The 15,428-nt window shown below is 28.5% G+C and carries 16 protein-coding genes and 1 riboswitch; of the genes, 5 read left to right on the forward strand and 11 right to left on the reverse strand.

Going from position 1 to position 15,428, the window contains the following annotated elements; all coding sequences use genetic code 11:
- Positions 1-352: 352 nt before the first annotated feature.
- The 3 genes from ACRC8M_RS07845 to ACRC8M_RS07855 all read right to left on the reverse strand — a co-directional run bounded on the left by ACRC8M_RS07845 (position 353) and on the right by ACRC8M_RS07855 (position 2,389).
- The gene (locus ACRC8M_RS07845; RefSeq protein ID WP_438528624.1) at positions 353-1,270 is read right to left on the reverse strand and encodes a sirohydrochlorin cobaltochelatase; all 918 of its coding nucleotides are present in this window, start codon (positions 1,268-1,270) and stop codon (positions 353-355) included.
- Between the two features lie 56 nt (positions 1,271-1,326).
- Positions 1,327-1,501, reverse strand: a riboswitch (cobalamin riboswitch).
- 74 nt (positions 1,502-1,575) lie between these two features.
- Positions 1,576-1,833, reverse strand: a complete 258-nt coding sequence (locus ACRC8M_RS07850; protein ID WP_438528625.1) for an N-ATPase subunit AtpR — start codon at positions 1,831-1,833, stop codon at positions 1,576-1,578.
- Between the two features lie 91 nt (positions 1,834-1,924).
- Positions 1,925-2,389, reverse strand: coding sequence for a hypothetical protein (locus ACRC8M_RS07855; RefSeq protein ID WP_438528626.1), 465 nt, complete (start codon positions 2,387-2,389; stop codon positions 1,925-1,927).
- A 136-nt stretch (positions 2,390-2,525) separates the two neighbouring features.
- On the opposite strand from ACRC8M_RS07855, the gene ACRC8M_RS07860 reads away from it, so the two are divergent.
- Together ACRC8M_RS07860 and ACRC8M_RS07865 are read left to right on the forward strand one after the other, a co-directional pair.
- Positions 2,526-3,842 carry a dihydrolipoyl dehydrogenase family protein gene (locus ACRC8M_RS07860; RefSeq protein WP_438528627.1) on the forward strand — a complete coding sequence of 439 codons (1,317 nt, stop codon included), beginning with the start codon at positions 2,526-2,528 and terminating at the stop codon, positions 3,840-3,842.
- A 127-nt stretch (positions 3,843-3,969) separates the two neighbouring features.
- Positions 3,970-4,965 (forward strand): phosphatidylglycerol lysyltransferase domain-containing protein, encoded by a 996-nt coding sequence (locus ACRC8M_RS07865; RefSeq protein ID WP_438528639.1) that lies wholly within the window; start codon positions 3,970-3,972, stop codon positions 4,963-4,965.
- A gap of 20 nt (positions 4,966-4,985) precedes the next feature.
- On the opposite strand, the gene ACRC8M_RS07870 is transcribed toward ACRC8M_RS07865, so the two are convergent.
- The 7 genes from ACRC8M_RS07870 to ACRC8M_RS07900 all read right to left on the reverse strand — a co-directional run bounded on the left by ACRC8M_RS07870 (position 4,986) and on the right by ACRC8M_RS07900 (position 10,747).
- Positions 4,986-5,852 carry a peptidase dimerization domain-containing protein gene (locus ACRC8M_RS07870; protein ID WP_438528628.1) on the reverse strand — a complete coding sequence of 289 codons (867 nt, stop codon included), beginning with the start codon at positions 5,850-5,852 and terminating at the stop codon, positions 4,986-4,988.
- Positions 5,853-5,866: 14 nt separating this feature from the next.
- Entirely contained in the window at positions 5,867-6,145 is a 279-nt protein-coding gene (locus ACRC8M_RS07875; protein ID WP_438528629.1) for a hypothetical protein, read from the reverse strand.
- Positions 6,146-6,188: 43 nt separating this feature from the next.
- Positions 6,189-7,019, reverse strand: coding sequence for a MetQ/NlpA family ABC transporter substrate-binding protein (locus tag ACRC8M_RS07880; protein ID WP_438528630.1), 831 nt, complete (start codon positions 7,017-7,019; stop codon positions 6,189-6,191).
- A 34-nt stretch (positions 7,020-7,053) separates the two neighbouring features.
- Positions 7,054-7,734, reverse strand: coding sequence for a methionine ABC transporter permease (locus ACRC8M_RS07885; protein ID WP_438528631.1), 681 nt, complete (start codon positions 7,732-7,734; stop codon positions 7,054-7,056).
- Positions 7,715-8,749, reverse strand: a complete 1,035-nt coding sequence (locus ACRC8M_RS07890) for a methionine ABC transporter ATP-binding protein (protein ID WP_438528632.1) — start codon at positions 8,747-8,749, stop codon at positions 7,715-7,717. The genes ACRC8M_RS07885 and ACRC8M_RS07890 overlap by 20 nt, the downstream gene beginning before the upstream one ends.
- Positions 8,750-9,052: 303 nt before the next feature.
- Positions 9,053-9,616: a sugar O-acetyltransferase gene (locus ACRC8M_RS07895; protein WP_438528633.1), complete on the reverse strand. Its 564-nt coding sequence runs from the start codon at positions 9,614-9,616 to the stop codon at positions 9,053-9,055.
- Between the two features lie 138 nt (positions 9,617-9,754).
- On the reverse strand, positions 9,755-10,747 hold the full coding sequence (locus ACRC8M_RS07900) for a LacI family DNA-binding transcriptional regulator (RefSeq protein ID WP_438528634.1): 993 nt from the start codon (positions 10,745-10,747) through the stop codon (positions 9,755-9,757).
- A gap of 222 nt (positions 10,748-10,969) precedes the next feature.
- Between ACRC8M_RS07900 and ACRC8M_RS07905 the strand changes: the two genes are divergently transcribed.
- Genes ACRC8M_RS07905 through ACRC8M_RS07915 form a run of 3 tightly spaced genes read left to right on the forward strand, consistent with a single transcriptional unit; the run spans position 10,970 to position 14,575 of the window.
- A complete protein-coding gene (locus ACRC8M_RS07905) occupies positions 10,970-12,340 on the forward strand; it encodes a sucrose-specific PTS transporter subunit IIBC (RefSeq protein WP_438528635.1) in 1,371 nt (456 codons plus the stop codon).
- Positions 12,341-12,343: 3 nt separating this feature from the next.
- Entirely contained in the window at positions 12,344-13,696 is a 1,353-nt protein-coding gene (locus tag ACRC8M_RS07910) for a glycoside hydrolase family 32 protein (RefSeq protein WP_438528636.1), read from the forward strand.
- A 12-nt stretch (positions 13,697-13,708) separates the two neighbouring features.
- Positions 13,709-14,575, forward strand: coding sequence for an ROK family protein (locus ACRC8M_RS07915; RefSeq protein ID WP_438528637.1), 867 nt, complete (start codon positions 13,709-13,711; stop codon positions 14,573-14,575).
- A gap of 155 nt (positions 14,576-14,730) precedes the next feature.
- On the opposite strand, the gene ACRC8M_RS07920 is transcribed toward ACRC8M_RS07915, so the two are convergent.
- Positions 14,731-15,428 (reverse strand): RNA-guided endonuclease InsQ/TnpB family protein (locus tag ACRC8M_RS07920; protein ID WP_438528638.1); only part of this gene is annotated, 698 nt, incomplete at its 5' end.

Consider the following 15,428-nt stretch of genomic DNA (forward strand, 5'->3'; position numbering starts at 1 on the left):
ATTTGATTCAGATTGTACTACTTCTTTAGAATTTTTAAGAGAGCTAAATATAGATTAAAGTATTGAAAATAAAGGGGTCATAGATGGTCAGGAAAATCCTTAGCGTTGTTATTCCGCGTTTTCCTGACGGGACCCCTAATATAATTTTTTTAAGTACTATTATTATTCAGATTTTTATATCTATATTTTTAAGAAATTTTTTCTCTTTAAACTCTTTAAATTATATAGAATATTTAAAAATTATATCTTTTAGCTTATCAATAATAGTTTTTTCAGAATTTATAAAATTTTTTAGAAGGATTTTTAATAAATAAAAAACTCCATCTCTATATTTTTGAGATGGAGTTTTTCTTTATAAATCCTTACTTTTTGCGTATCCTGCTTTTTTATCTATAATATCTATACTTTTATGCTTTTCAAGAAATTTTGCATTTCCAACAAACATATCTTGAATCTCAGGAATTTCACCAAGAGGAATAAGTTTAACATTAACTTTAAATCCTACCTTTTCTAAATTCTCTTTCCATTCTCCTGCAATATCGTTTTTAGCATGATCTCCCGCAACAAACATCATTGGCATTAAAACAATCTCTTTTTTGTTATCCTTTTTAAGTTGTTTTACTACAGTTTCAAAAGTTGGATACCCTTCAATAGTTCCAACATAAATTGGTTTCTCCATATCTTTAGCCATATAATCAAACATTGCATAAGCAGATGTTGCTGAATTATATGTTCCATGTCCTACTAAAACTACAGCTTCTTTTTTATTTAAAGGTCCTGCTGTCTTCATAACAGCATTAATTGTATCTTCATAATGATGAGGATCACTTAACAAAGCATCTCCAACTCTTAAATTATTAAAATCTTTTGCATGAAGTTGAGCTTCTTTTTTTATTGATTCCATTTCTACACCATCAATTACATTTGTTGGTTGTATAATTACATTCTTATATCCTTGTTTTTTTAGAGATATTAAAACTTCACTTGGACTATATTTTTTTATACCCTCATTTGCTACCACTCTCTTAGTTACAATTCTAGATGTATATGCTTCAAATACATCTGCTTTTCCATCGAAAGCTTTTATAGCTTTTTGATTAATTGCATCAATAGTTTTAGCCCTCGTGTCTGAATGAGTTGTTCCAAAGTGTGTCATGACAACTGCACTTTTTCCACCAGTATAAAACTCAGCATCTTCAAAAGCTTCTTCTCCATGAGCTAATAATAAAGTAGTAGATAAACAAAATAATGATAATAATAATTTTTTCATAGAAATATCCTCCCAAATATAATTTAATTTGGAAGAAGAGTCTCCTCTTCTCCGTCCTCGCAGATTTTATAATGGCAGGTCTCCTGACTTAGATTCATCCTACTCGTATCCCTTCCCAAATAAAAATATTCAGTGGTTTTTATACTTTCGTCCTCTTTACAGTGGCGGGACCGTCTAAGTTTTTCACTTAGTTCCCTTTTAATCTTTAGAACCATTACAGAGGTATATTATCACTAACATGTTTTTTTTTCAATCATTTTATAAAAAAAGAATACTCTTTTATTTATGTATATATTATATTGATCTTATTCCTTTCTATTTTTATAAAAATAAACTATGTAAACTCTTGATAAAATTGCTCCTACTAAAGCTGCAAAAAATCTATGACCACTATTTTGGGCTAAATAATAAAATCCAGCTAAAAGAAGAAAAATTCTTAGTAATGAAGTTACAAAAATAAATAATGAAGGATTTTTAAATTTTTTAATTTCATTAGTACCAAAATTTAAACTATAAAAAAATAAAAAACCTAAAATAATTCCACCTATAAATGCAATAACCATAATGCTCTCCTCCTTTTATAGCTTTACATATTTTCGCTATTATTTATCAATATTTACCACTAAAAAATTGTTTTCCTTGCTTTTTTTTATTTTATTTACTTTTTCTTATTTCATCTACAACTTCTAATAAGAATTTTTTACATTGATCATTTTTAATTGTATAGTAAATATCATGAAATTGTGGCGATGGAAACTCCGCTAAAAGTATATTCATAACCATTCTATCTCTGTAGATATCAGATCTATTTAAACTTCTTTCAATTTTTCTTAAACTTTCCTCGTTATCTTCTAAAAGATTATCTACAATTGTATTAGCATTTTTAATTAAAATATCTAAATTTGTAAGTCTTTCTCTTCTATTTCTAACTTTATTTTTTTCATAAAATGTTTTCCCTTTGTTTAACTCTGTTAAAAGTCCAAATAAATTAAGTGTTGGATCTTTTTCTAAAATATTTAATATTTTTCCATATATTATATTACTCTCTTTATCCTCTAAACTTTGATTTTTTAAATTTTTTATATATTTTTCTGAAATTTTAATTAATATATCATTCATAAAAGTTTCCTCCATAATATTTTCTTAGACTTATAGTATAACATATTTTATAAAATATATAAATAACTTATAGATAATATTGCAATTATACGACATTCGTAGTATATACTATATTAAAACAATAAAGGAGGTTTATATGTATCATACAATCGTAATTGGTGGTGGAGCAGGTGGACTCACAACTTCAATTGGTCTTGCTTCTGCTGGAAAAAAAGTTCTTTTAATTGAAAAAGATCATTTAGGTGGAGAGTGCACTTGGGGTGGTTGTGTTCCATCTAAGAGTTTTATCTCTGCATCTAAAACTGCTTCAACTTTAACAGAAGCTCTAGAAATGGCTCTTAAAAATGTTCATACTATTGGCGATAGTGAGCTTCCTCATATTTCTAACTTCAAAAATATAGATTTTATAAAAGGTGAAGGGACTTTTATTGATAAAAATACTATTTTAGTCAATGGACAAAAATATATTGGAAAATATATTGTTATTTCTACAGGAAGTTCACCTTTTATTCCCAATATAAAAGGATTAGATAAAGTTAGTTATTTAGACAACCATAACTTTTTTTATGAAAAAGGCGACTATAAAAGCATTACTTTAATTGGTGCTGGAGTAATCTCTTTAGAACTAGCCTTTCCTATTAAAAAATTAAATATTGATGTAACTATTCTTGAAAAATCTGATATTTTTCTACCTATGATGGAAACCGAAGTGAGAGATTTTTATCTTAATAAATTAAAAGAAGCAGGAATTAATTTAATATTAAATTGTACATCTATGGAGATTGAAAATATAGATAATAATATTCTAATAAAAACTAATAATGGTAATTTTTTAAGTGAGAAAATATTTATATCTGCTGGTAGAACTCCAAACATACAAAATCTTAATTTAGATAAAGCTGGAGTTAAGTATGATATAAAAGGAATTTCTGTGGATGAATCTATGAGAACATCTGAAAAAAATATATTTGCAATTGGTGATATAGCCTCTTCTTTGAAATTTTCACACGTGGCTGGTTATCAAGGAGAAATTGTCGTGAGAAATATTCTTTTCCCATATATTATGAAAAAAATAGATTACTCTTTTATTCCTTGGACACTTTTTGGAGATATTGAAGTTTCTAAAGTTGGTTTAAATGAGGAAGATGCTAATAAAAAATATAAAAAAACGTATATCTATTCTCTAGATTTAAATAATGATAGAAGTTTAATTACATTTGAAAAGGCATTTTTTCTAAAAATTATTTGTGATAACAAATTTAATATTGTTGGTGCTACTTGTATCGGAGAAAGAGCTGGAGAAATTATTGGATTCCTACAACTGATGATTGGAAATAAAATTAAATTCTATAAAGTTATGAATTCTGTACAAGCATATCCAACATATACATATTATATTAGAAATTTAGCTAAAAAAGCTTATATTGACTATCTTAGAAGTTTTTTACCGTAAGTATTAAATAAAAACTTAAGGAGGTGTTAATATTTTAAAAAAGTATCTATTTTATTTTAATAAAAGAAAGAATGACACTTTAGTTACAAATACTTTTAATATCGAAAAAATTAGAAAATGTATATCTATTTCTAAAAATGAAAATAGTTTTTTAGCTCTTTTGAATGATAAAAATTTTTTCTTTTATCCTTCTGATTCAGAAGAATGTTGTTTTATCATGTATGGTGTAAAAGGTAACTCATATATAGCAATGGGAGATCCTATAGGTAGAGTGGAGCTATTTGAAAAAGCAATTGAAGAGTTTATTGAATTTTGTAAAAAAAATAGAAAAAAGTGTATTTTTTATGAAGTCGATCATGAAAATATTGGTGCCTATATTAAAAATAATATGATTGTTTCAAAAATAGGCGAACGAGGAAAAGTTATTTTAAAAAATTTCACTTTAGATGGTTCTGATATGAGAAAACTTAGACATCTTTACAACCATCTAAAAAAAGATAGTTATAATTTTAAAATTATACCAAAAGATAATCTTGATGCTGTTTTAGTAGAGTTAAAATCTATCTCTCAAGAATGGCTTGATAGTAAAAATACTTCTGAAAAAAGATTTTCAATTGGTCATTTTTCTGAAGAATATATCAAAAACTTTGATTTAGCAATTTTAGAAAAAGATGGAAAAATTATCTCTTTTGCTAATATATACGGTACTTCTGAAAAAGAGTGTTTAACACTGGATCTTATGAGGCATAGAAAAGGTCTTGAAAATAGCATCATGGAATATTTTTTTATCTGTCTAATTCAATATGCCAAAGAAGAAAATTTTAACTTCTTTAGTCTAGGAATTGTTCCTTTATCTGGAATTGAAAAAGAATGGTTATCACCTTATAAGAGTGTTGAAAATTTTATTTTTCATTATGAAAAACATTTTTATAACTTTAAAGGTCTTAAACTATTTAAAGATAAGTTTAATCCTCAGTGGAATCCTGTTTATATAACTTATTATGGACACTCCATTTTCCCTTTAATTATAAAAGATATTATCTCTTTAAGTAGCAACGGTTTAATTAATGCTATTCGAAAAAAACGACAATTCAAAAATCAAAATAGTGAATCAAAAGGCTAAGTAAAAACTTAGCCTCTTCTTTATCTTGATAAAAAATTTACTTTTATATTCTCTAATTTTTCTTTATTTAAAATTAAATCCAATCCTAGTAAAGCTAGAGCTTTTCCTCCTAATATTACAGCTTCATCCCCTCTAATAGACCCTGCAGCCTTTGCAAATTCGTGAGTGTGACCTGAAACACTACAATCACAAATTTTTATATTTGGATGAATTGTTGGTATTATATGGCTAACATTCCCCACATCAGTTGATCCCATTCCTTTTTTTGAATCTACAGAAACTTCTACTCCTAATTTTTTCATAGTTTCTACATAAAGTTCATCAAAATATCTCGTTGGTATAAGATTATCAACTCTATTTTGAAAACTAGAAATTTTTGCAGTACATCCTGTCATAAGTGCTGCACCATGAGCTATAGCCTCTACTTTTTCTGTAACTTCATCACATCCTTCTTTTGTCGAAGATCTAATATAAAATCTAGCCTTAGTGTAATCTGGAATTATATTTGGTGCATCCCCTCCATGAGTTATTATTCCGTGAATTTTTACATCTGATTTAACATGTTGTCTAAGTGTTGCAATTCCGTTAAAAAAATGTAGTAATGCATCTAAAGCATTTTTACCATTTTCAGGAGAGCCTGCAGCATGAGAAGATTTCCCAAAGAATTCAAAATCCAAAGGATTTACTGCTAAACTTTTTTTAGTTATTGAATGCTCACTCCCTGGATGTATTATCATTGCAACATCCACCCCTTCAAAAAGGTTTTCACGAACAAAAGAACCTTTAGAACTTCCATTCTCTCCTCCCTCTTCTGAAGGACAGCCATAAACGATAACTTCCCCTGAAACATTATCTAATAACTCGCCTAAGCCGACTGCTCCAGCCACACTTATAGCTCCTATTATATTGCGTGACCTAAATTTGGAAGTGCATCATATTCAGCTAAAAAAGCTATTTTAGGATACTCTCCATTTTGGGATTTCTTTCTAGCTATAAACCCTGTCTCATGTCCTGCTATATCTCTTTCAACATTAAACCCTTTCTCTTCTAAAAACTTTGTTAATAAATCCGCTGCAAAATATTCCTCATTTCCAATCTCAGGATTTTGGTGTATTTTTTGACTAATATTTATAAAAATATCTCTATTATTATCTAAAAAATCTATTATTTTCTTTTCCATCTTATTCCCTCCAAAATTTATCTAATCTCTTTTAATTTTAACTTTAAAATACAGCTATTGAAGACCCTTTATAATAGTCATCTATTATTTTTTTATTTTCAGCAGTTTGATAAACTTCTAAAACTCTTTTTATCTCTGGTTTATTTTGATTATCATCTCTTGAAGCTATTATATTAAAATACGGCTTTAATCTCTCATTTTTAAAATCTTCAATAAAGATTGAATCTACCAGTGGAGAGTACCCAGCTTGAACAGCAACACCATTATTTATAGCAGCCACATCTACATCTTCTATTGATCTTGGAATTTGAGTCGCTACTAACTCAACTATTTTTATGTTCTTTGGATTTTCTATAATATCTTTAACTCTTGGAAAAGCTCCTGCATCTCTATTTAAACTTATAAGTCCTGCATCTTGAAGTAAAAGCAGTGCTCTTCCACCATTTGAACTATCATTTGGAATAGCTACTACTGCTCCATCTTTTAACTGAGATAAATCCGTTAATTTTTTTGAATAACCCCCCATTGGAGCCAACACTGTATATCCTAAATTAACTATTGATAGCTTATGTTCCTTTTTAAAATTATCAAAATATATCTCTGTTTGAAATGCATTTATATCTATCTCCTTATCTTGAAGAGCTAAATTTGGTCTTATATAGTCTGCAAAATTTATAAATTTTAGTTCTATATTCTCTTTTGCAAGCTGATTCCTCACATTTTCCCATATTATATTTTCATCTCCGTTAATTCCTAATTTTACCACTTTTTTCTCTGTTGTTGACGAATCCCCTGATGAGTTCTCGCATCCTAAAAATCCTACTGTTGATAGTACCAAAAATATAACTACCTTTAAAATCTTTAATATTTTCATAACTCTTTCCTCCCTATAGTTTTAATTTTTTATTTTAACGTTTTATTTTTTTTAATATTTTTTCTCCCGACCATTGTATAAAAGTTATCAAACTTACTAAGATTATAATCGTTACTACCATAATATCTGTTTTAAAGTGTTGATATCCATATCTAATAGCAAAGTCACCAAGTCCTCCTCCACCAACTGTTCCTGCCACAGCTGAAAAGCCAATTAAACTAACTGTAGTTATAATAAGAGCGTAAATAATCTCTGGTAAAGCTTCTCTCAATAATACTCTATAAATTATTTCAAATGGAGATGAGCCCATTGCATAAGCTGCTTCTATTACTCCTGAATCAACACTTAATAATGCCGATTCTATTTGTCTTGCAACAAATGGAGCTGACCCAAATATAAGAGGAACAATTGCTCCTTTTAAACCAATAGTTGTTCCCATGAAAAATCTTGTTACAGGAATTAAAGCTGCCAGTAGAATTACAAATGGAATTGACCTAAAAATATTTATAAATTTTCCTAAAATATTATTAATTAAACTGTTTTCTAAAATTCCACCTTTTCTAGTTATAACTAAAACTATTCCCATAATTGTTCCAATTAATGTTGAAACAGTTCCTGCTATAGCAACCATTGTTAGTGTTTCTCCCATGGCACGAATCATTTCGTCTTGATACTTTATTACATTTCCTAAATAACTATATAATTTTTCTTCCATTTTTTAAAACCTCCACATATATTTGATTTTTATTTAAATACTCTATTGAATCTATAATATTTTTTTCATCTCCTCCTAGCTTTATAACTAAGTTTCCAATTGGAGTTTCTTTTATAATCTCTATATTTCCAAATAAAATACTAGCATCAATATTGTACTCTCTAGAAACTCTTGAAATGTAAGCTTCCTCTGTGTTATTTCCAACATAAGATAGTTTTATTATTTTTTCATTTTGTTTAACTGACATATTTTCTAAGTAGCTATTTATTTTTTCTGTATTGAAAATAGATGATAGAAACCTCTTTGTTATTGGCTCTTTGGGTCTTGAAAAAATATTAATTACATCTCCTTCTTCTTTGATAACTCCTTCTTCCATGACAATAACACTATCACAAATTTCTTTTATAACTTCCATTTGATGAGTGATAAGGACTATTGTTACTCCTAGTTCTCTATTAATTTTTTTTAGTAACTTTAAAATAGAAACTGTTGTTTCAGGATCTAGGGCTGATGTTGCTTCATCACATAAAATTAAATTTGGCCTATTTGCCAAAGCTCTCGCTATCCCTACCCTTTGTTTTTGTCCTCCACTAAGTTGAGATGGATAACTGTATTTTTTATCTTTTAATCCAACTAAATCTAAAAGCTCATCAACCCTTTCCTCCATCTCTTTTTTAGAAAGACCGCTCCCTTTAAGAGGATATGCTATATTTTTAAAAACATTTCTACTTCTCATAAGATTAAAATGTTGAAATATCATTCCTATTTTTTTTCTAGTTTCTCTCAAATCTTTAGCTTCTAGTTTATTTAGGATAACTCCATCTATTATAATCTCTCCCGAACTTGGTGTTTCTAAAAGATTTATACATCTTAATAGAGTACTTTTTCCAGCTCCTGAATACCCTATTATTCCAGTTATCTCTCCTTTCTTAAAATCAAAAGATAACTCTTTTAAAGCTTCAATACTTTGACCTTTATTTTCATAAGTTTTAATAATATTTTTAAGTTGTATCATCTGTTCCTCCTTGTAATATATTATGAATTTTGAAAATTTAATAAAAAAAAAGCTTGAGATTTAAAATCCCAAGCTTTATGTTAACAACTTTATTCCTTGGGAGCTTCTCATTTAGTAAAGCAAAAATGAGTTCGTCCCAAAATTAAAAATTAATTTTTGGTTCCAACTCCCATAGGCATCATCATATTCATCATTGTAGTTTTTGATATTAAATTGTATGTCGTCATCTCAACCACTCCTATAAATTATTTTCAGTTATATTAACATATGAAAATTTTTATGTCAAATTAATTTTTTATTTTTTTATTTAACTTCTATATTTTTTATTATTTTTGCTGGATTTCCACCTATTACAACATTATCAGGAAAACTTTTTGTAACAACAGATCCTGCAGCTACAACAACATTGTTTCCTAATGTTACTCCTGGAGCTATAACAGATCTTCCTCCTATCCAAACATTATCACCTATTTTTACTGGTTTTCCAAACTCTTTTCCTGAATTTCTCTCATTTGGATCTAGCGGATGTGTTGCTGAATAAATATGAACTCCTGGAGCTAACATAGCATTGGCACCAATCACAATTGGACAAATATCTAAAAGCAAACAATCATAGTTTGAATAAAAGTTTTCTCCAATTTCAACATTATATCCATACTCAACTCTAAAATTTGATTCAATATGTAAATCCTTTCCTGTTTTTCCTAAAAAGCTTTGAATCATTTTTTTTCTTAAATCATAGTTTGTATCATCTGTTAAATTATACTCTCTACAAAATCTCTTAGCAGCCTCTTTATCTTTTACCAGCTGTTCATCGTTAGGATTATACATCTCCCCAGCTATCATTTTTTCTCTTTCAGTTTTCATACATCTCCCCTTTTATTATATTCTATGATGCTTTCAAATACTTAACTTCTTCGATTATTGTATCATATTTTTTTATTTTTAAACTATTTATTACTTTCTATAGAAAAATTAATCTCATTTTTATAAAAAATTCATTTATCAACTATTCAACCTCTTTACACTTTTTCTTTCTAAAAATTCAAATTCTATCTTTTGAATTTTTGGAATACTCTCTTTATTTAAAAGTTTTACAATACTTTCTGCTGCTAATTCTCCAGTTAAAGAGTTATAAAACTTTATTGTTGTAAGAGAAGGAGAAATTAAATCTGAAATTTTATACCCACCAAATCCCACAACTGATACCTCTTCTGGTATCTTTATTTCCAACCTATTTAAAGCTTTTATTGCACCAAAGGCCATGTTATCGGTTGCACAAATTATACAAGTAGGTTTTCTTTTTTTCATATAGTTATAAATAAGTTTTTCTGTAGAGTCCATTGAAAAATCACTAATCTCTACATCAACCTTTATATTATTCATTAACATTTTATCTAGTACAGCTTTTTTTCTCACTATTCCAACTAAAGTATCATTTTCATCAACACTTACATAAAGAATATCTTTGTGATTAGAGTTTAATATGTACTCTCCCATAACCTGTCCAGCTTTTTCTTCATCATTAACTATGCAATAAGTTTCCTCACAAATTTGACCTACAAAAAGCACTGGGATTTTACTTTTCTTTACAAAATCTCTATGTTTTTTTGTGACTTCTGTGGCTACCAATATTATTCCTTCCACATTTAATCTAAATAGATTTTCTAAATTAGATATCTCTAAGGAAACATTATGATTTGTATTAATTATTAGAGGAATATAACCCAACTCTCTTAATCTATTATCTAAATTCATCAAAATAGTGGATGTAATTGTAGAATCTAAGCATGGTACAATTACCCCTATAAATCGATTATTTTTTGCTTTTATCCCTCTTGCAAAAACATTTGGTTCATAGTTATTTTCATTAATAACTTTCTCTATTTTTTCTCTAAGACTTTCGCTTACATAACCATCATTAAAAAATCTAGATACAGTACTTTTCCCAACCCCTGAAAGTTCAGCTATCTCTTTTATTGTTAATTTTTTTCTCATTTTATACCACCTATTTTTTTCATTAAGTAATTATAATATTTATTTTTTAAAAAAACAAAATTAATTTTTTAATGCTTTAAAATAGAAAAAATAGTTTGATTTTCAAAAGTAAAATATTATTTTAAAAATAATATATTGACTTTTTTAAAAAAATATATTAAATTTAATAATATATGGGAACGGTCCCATATATAGAAAACTATTTTTATTTTTGGAGGAGAAATGGACTATCAAAAAATTGCTGATTTTATTATTGAAAATATTGGAAGTGAAAAAAATATCTCTACTATAGGACATTGTGCAACAAGATTGAGAGCTGTTGTTAAAGATCAAAATATTGTTAATTTAGAAAATTTAAAAAAGAATCCTGATATAAAAGGAGCTTTTTTCTCAAATGGACAACTTCAAATTATCTTAGGACAAGGTGCAGTAAATAAAGTTTGTAGTATTATTTTAGGAGAAGCTCATATTGAGGAATCATCTTTAGAAGATATAAAAAAAGATCAAATAAAAAATTTAAATATTTTCCAAAGATTTGCTAGAACTTTATCTAATATTTTTGTACCTATTATTCCAGCTATTGTTGCAAGTGGATTATTAATGGGTGTTTTAGGTATGGGGAAAACTTTTGGTTGGTTTACTACTGACTCATCTTTATTTGAACTTTTAGATATGTTTTCTAATACTGCCTTTGTTTTTCTACCTATTATCCTAGCTTTTTCTGCTGCCAAAGAATTTGGAGCTAACCCATATCTTGCAGCTGCTCTTGGTGGAATTCTAATTCATCCAGCTCTACAAAATGCATGGACAGTTGGAAGTGGAATTTCAGGTTATTTTACTCTATTTGGCATGAATTTTGCTAAAATTGGTTATCAAGGAACTGTTTTACCTATTTTAATTGCTGTTTGGGTTATGAGTATAATTGAAAAGAATTTAAGAAAAGTAATTCCTAATATGTTAGATATTATTCTAACACCATTTTTAACGATTTTAATAACAGGATTTGTAAGTATCACTTTAATTGGACCTTTAGGTAGGGTTGTTGGTGATGGGATATCCTTTGGCTTAGAATATATTTACACAACTTTAGGAGTTTTTGCTGGTATTATTTTAGGTGGAAGTTACTCATCTATTGTTATAACTGGAATGCATCATAGCTTTCATGCCATTGAAGCTAATCTTTTAGCTAACCCTAATATTGGTAAAAACTTTTTACTTCCTATTTGGTCTATGGCTAATGTTGCCCAAGGTGGAGCAGCTATGGCCGTATTTTTAAAAAGTAAAAATACAACACTTAAATCAATAGCATTACCTGCAGGACTTTCTTGCTTACTTGGAATTACAGAAGCTGCTTTATTTGGAGTTAATTTAAGACTTGGTAAACCATTTATTGGAGCTGTTATTGGTGGTGCTCTTGGCGGAGCATATATTACGCTAACTAAGGTTACTATGAATGCTGTTGGTGTTACAGGAATCCCAGGTATATCAATTGTTCAACCTGAATCTATGCTAAACTATATCATTGCACTTTTAATAAGCTTTATTGGAGCAGGAATTGCTACGATTATTCTTGGATTTAAAGACGAGGTGTAAAATATGTGGAAAAATAAATTTCATATCTCTCCACCATTTGGATTATTAAATGACCCCAATGGTCTTATCTTTTGGAATAATGAGTACCATATTTTTTATCAATGGAATCCCAGTGCCTGTGAACATGGATCTAAACATTGGGCTCATTTAAAAAGTAAAGATTTAGCCAGTTGGGAATCCTTACCGATAGCTTTATCCCCAAACGATTGGTTTGACAAAAATGGTTGTTATTCTGGAAGTGCTATTGAAAAAGATAATAAACTTTATCTGTTTTATACTGGAAATGTTAAAAATAATAATATCAGAGAAAGTTACCAATGTTTAGCAATCTCAACAAATGGTATTGACTTTGAAAAGAAAGGTCCTGTTATTCACGATAAAGATATTCCTAAAGAATATACTAAACACTTTAGAGATCCTAAAGTGTTTATGAAAGATGGAGTTTATAAAATGGTGCTTGGGGCTCAAAGAGTCGATTTAACTGGAACTATAGTTGTTTTTTCATCTCATAATTTAATCGATTGGAGTTTTGAAAAAGAAATTATCAATGGGGACTTGGGATTTATGTGTGAGTGTCCAGATTTTATTGAAGATAATAACAATAAAGCTCTAATTTTGTCACCCCAGGGAATTAAAGCTAATGGGGATTTATTTAATAATAGATATCAATCTGGCTATATAATTAGAGATTTATATGATGTTGAAAAAAATGATTTCATTGAACTTGATAGAGGATTTGAATTTTATGCACCTCAAACATTTAAAGATGAACATAATAAAAATGTTTTAATTGGCTGGATAGGAATGCCTGAAGAATTAGAGCATCCGTCTATCGAAAATGAAAATTGGGTACACTCTTTAACTATCCCAAGAGTATTGGAGATTAAAAAAAATAAGATTTTACAAAAACCACATAATAATTTGAAAAAATTAAGAAAAGAAAAAATTGTGATAGAAAATTTATATTTAGAAAATGCTATCGACCTTTCAAAATATAATATTTTAGGAGATACTTATGAACTTATAATATCTTTAGAAAATTTTTCTAAAGATATAGAGATTGACTTAAGAAAAAACGGAGATGAAAGAACTACTTTTTCTTTTAATTCTATTGAAAAAAAAGTATCTTTAAATAGAAATTTTTCTGGTTACGGTTATAAAGGTATTAGAAAATGTTATCTTAAGGATTTAAAAAAAATACATATTTTTGTAGATAAATGTTCTATTGAAATATTTTTAAATGATGGAGAAGAAGTCTTTACTGGAAATATCTATCCAAATAAAGATAGTTTAGGTATTGAAATTAGAAGTAAAATGTTGTTTACTATACCTAAGGTAGAATTTTATAAATTTTAATTGGAGGATTTTATGAAACTAGGAGCTATTGAAGCTGGAGGAACAAAGTTTGTATGTGGAATTGCTGATGAAAATGGTAATATTTTAGAAAGAGTTAGTTTTCCTACTGAAACACCTGAAATCACGTTACAAAAAGTTTATGAATTTTTTAAAAATAAGGGAGTTGAAGCTATCGGTGTTGGTTCATTTGGTCCAATTGATCCAAATCCAAACTCTGAAACTTACGGATATATAACTAAAACTCCTAAAAAATATTGGAGTGACTTTAATTTAATTGGCGAGTTACAAAGAAACTTAAATATTCCCATGGCTTTTGATACAGATGTTAATGGTGCTGCATTAGGTGAAGCTACTTGGGGAGCTGCAAAAGGATTAAAAAATTGTCTTTATCTTACAATTGGAACTGGAATTGGTGGAGGAGCACTAGTTTCTGGAAAATTAGTTCATGGAATGCTTCATCCTGAGATGGGACATATTTTTGTTAGAAGACATAAAAATGATTCATATGTAGGAAAATGTCCATTTCATAAAGATTGTTTTGAAGGATTAGCATCTGGGCCAGCTATTGAAGAAAGATGGGGAGTGAAGGCTTATGAACTTCCTATTGATCATGAGGCTTGGGAACTTGAAGCTTATTATATTGCTCAAGCCCTTGTAAACTATATTTTAACTATTTCACCAGAAAAAATAATTCTTGGTGGGGGAGTTATGAAGCAATCTCAATTATTTCCTCTAATTAGAAAAAATGTAAAAGAGATGTTAAATAATTATGTTCAAACTAAAGAGATTCTAGAAAATATTGATGAATATATTGTTTATCCAGGTCTTGAAGATAATGCTGGGCTACTAGGTTGTATAGCTCTTGCGTTAAATATATAATGGAAAAGCTAAAAATATAAATTAACTTTAATAATATTTACTAAACCAGTGAACTACCACCGCCCTAATAAAGGGCGGGGCTTCGTGGGAAGTATCTGACTCATGTCGGATATATTAATCACGCTCTTCGGGTAGTTCCTACCCTGATATATGCTTTAATAGGCTAGTAGACTTCTACCAACCTCACGAATATTTATACTTGCGTTTAGATCTCTATCTATCTCCAAGTTACACTCATCGCATTTGTAAACTCTTGACGATAGTGGCAATTCAGTTTTTACTGAACCACAAAATGAACAAGTTTTAGAAGATGGAAACCACTTGTCTATTTTTACTACTTGTTTTCCTAAAAACATAGCTTTGTATTGAAGCATAACTGTGAACATGCCCCACCCATTATCAGCGACAGATTTACCAAAGTTTAATGCCTGACTCATACCTTTCATATTAAGGTCTTCAATTATTATGGCGTTATACTTATTTATAAGTTCATGTGATAATTTGTGTAAAAAATCTTTTCTACTATTTTTGATAAGGTTATGAATTTTAGCAACTCTCAACTTTGCTTTATACCAATTTTGTGAGAATTTAACTTTACGAGATAATTCTCTTTGAGCTTTAGCGAGTTTAGTTTCTAACTTTCTGAAAAATCTAGGATAGTCAGCTCTTTGGTTATCGGAGCTAACAAAAAGTTCAGACATAGCAAAATCAAGCCCAACAATATTGTTATCGCTTGGAACTTCTTTTATATCTTTTTCAAATTCAGTTAGTAAAGAAACATAGTAAGCACCGTTAGGCTCTTGGCTAATGGTAGCTGATTTAATTACATAATTTTGAGGTATCTGTCTATGAA

Origin of the sequence: Cetobacterium sp., from assembly GCF_051653945.1 — a bacterium.
Taxonomy (GTDB): domain Bacteria; phylum Fusobacteriota; class Fusobacteriia; order Fusobacteriales; family Fusobacteriaceae; genus Cetobacterium_A.

Bases quoted from the DNA above. Each gene is read 5' to 3' on its own strand.
- ACRC8M_RS07845 (WP_438528624.1), bottom strand. From the start codon at position 1,270: ATGAAAAAATTATTATTATCATTATTTTGTTTATCTACTACTTTATTA.
- ACRC8M_RS07850 (WP_438528625.1), bottom strand. From the start codon at position 1,833: ATGGTTATTGCATTTATAGGTGGAATTATTTTAGGTTTTTTATTTTTT.
- ACRC8M_RS07855 (WP_438528626.1), bottom strand. From the start codon at position 2,389: ATGAATGATATATTAATTAAAATTTCAGAAAAATATATAAAAAATTTA.
- ACRC8M_RS07860 (WP_438528627.1), top strand. From the start codon at position 2,526: ATGTATCATACAATCGTAATTGGTGGTGGAGCAGGTGGACTCACAACT.
- ACRC8M_RS07875 (WP_438528629.1), bottom strand. From the start codon at position 6,145: ATGGAAAAGAAAATAATAGATTTTTTAGATAATAATAGAGATATTTTT.
- ACRC8M_RS07880 (WP_438528630.1), bottom strand. From the start codon at position 7,019: ATGAAAATATTAAAGATTTTAAAGGTAGTTATATTTTTGGTACTATCA.
- ACRC8M_RS07885 (WP_438528631.1), bottom strand. From the start codon at position 7,734: ATGGAAGAAAAATTATATAGTTATTTAGGAAATGTAATAAAGTATCAA.
- ACRC8M_RS07890 (WP_438528632.1), bottom strand. From the start codon at position 8,749: ATGATACAACTTAAAAATATTATTAAAACTTATGAAAATAAAGGTCAA.
- ACRC8M_RS07895 (WP_438528633.1), bottom strand. From the start codon at position 9,616: ATGAAAACTGAAAGAGAAAAAATGATAGCTGGGGAGATGTATAATCCT.
- ACRC8M_RS07900 (WP_438528634.1), bottom strand. From the start codon at position 10,747: ATGAGAAAAAAATTAACAATAAAAGAGATAGCTGAACTTTCAGGGGTT.
- ACRC8M_RS07905 (WP_438528635.1), top strand. From the start codon at position 10,970: ATGGACTATCAAAAAATTGCTGATTTTATTATTGAAAATATTGGAAGT.
- ACRC8M_RS07910 (WP_438528636.1), top strand. From the start codon at position 12,344: ATGTGGAAAAATAAATTTCATATCTCTCCACCATTTGGATTATTAAAT.
- ACRC8M_RS07915 (WP_438528637.1), top strand. From the start codon at position 13,709: ATGAAACTAGGAGCTATTGAAGCTGGAGGAACAAAGTTTGTATGTGGA.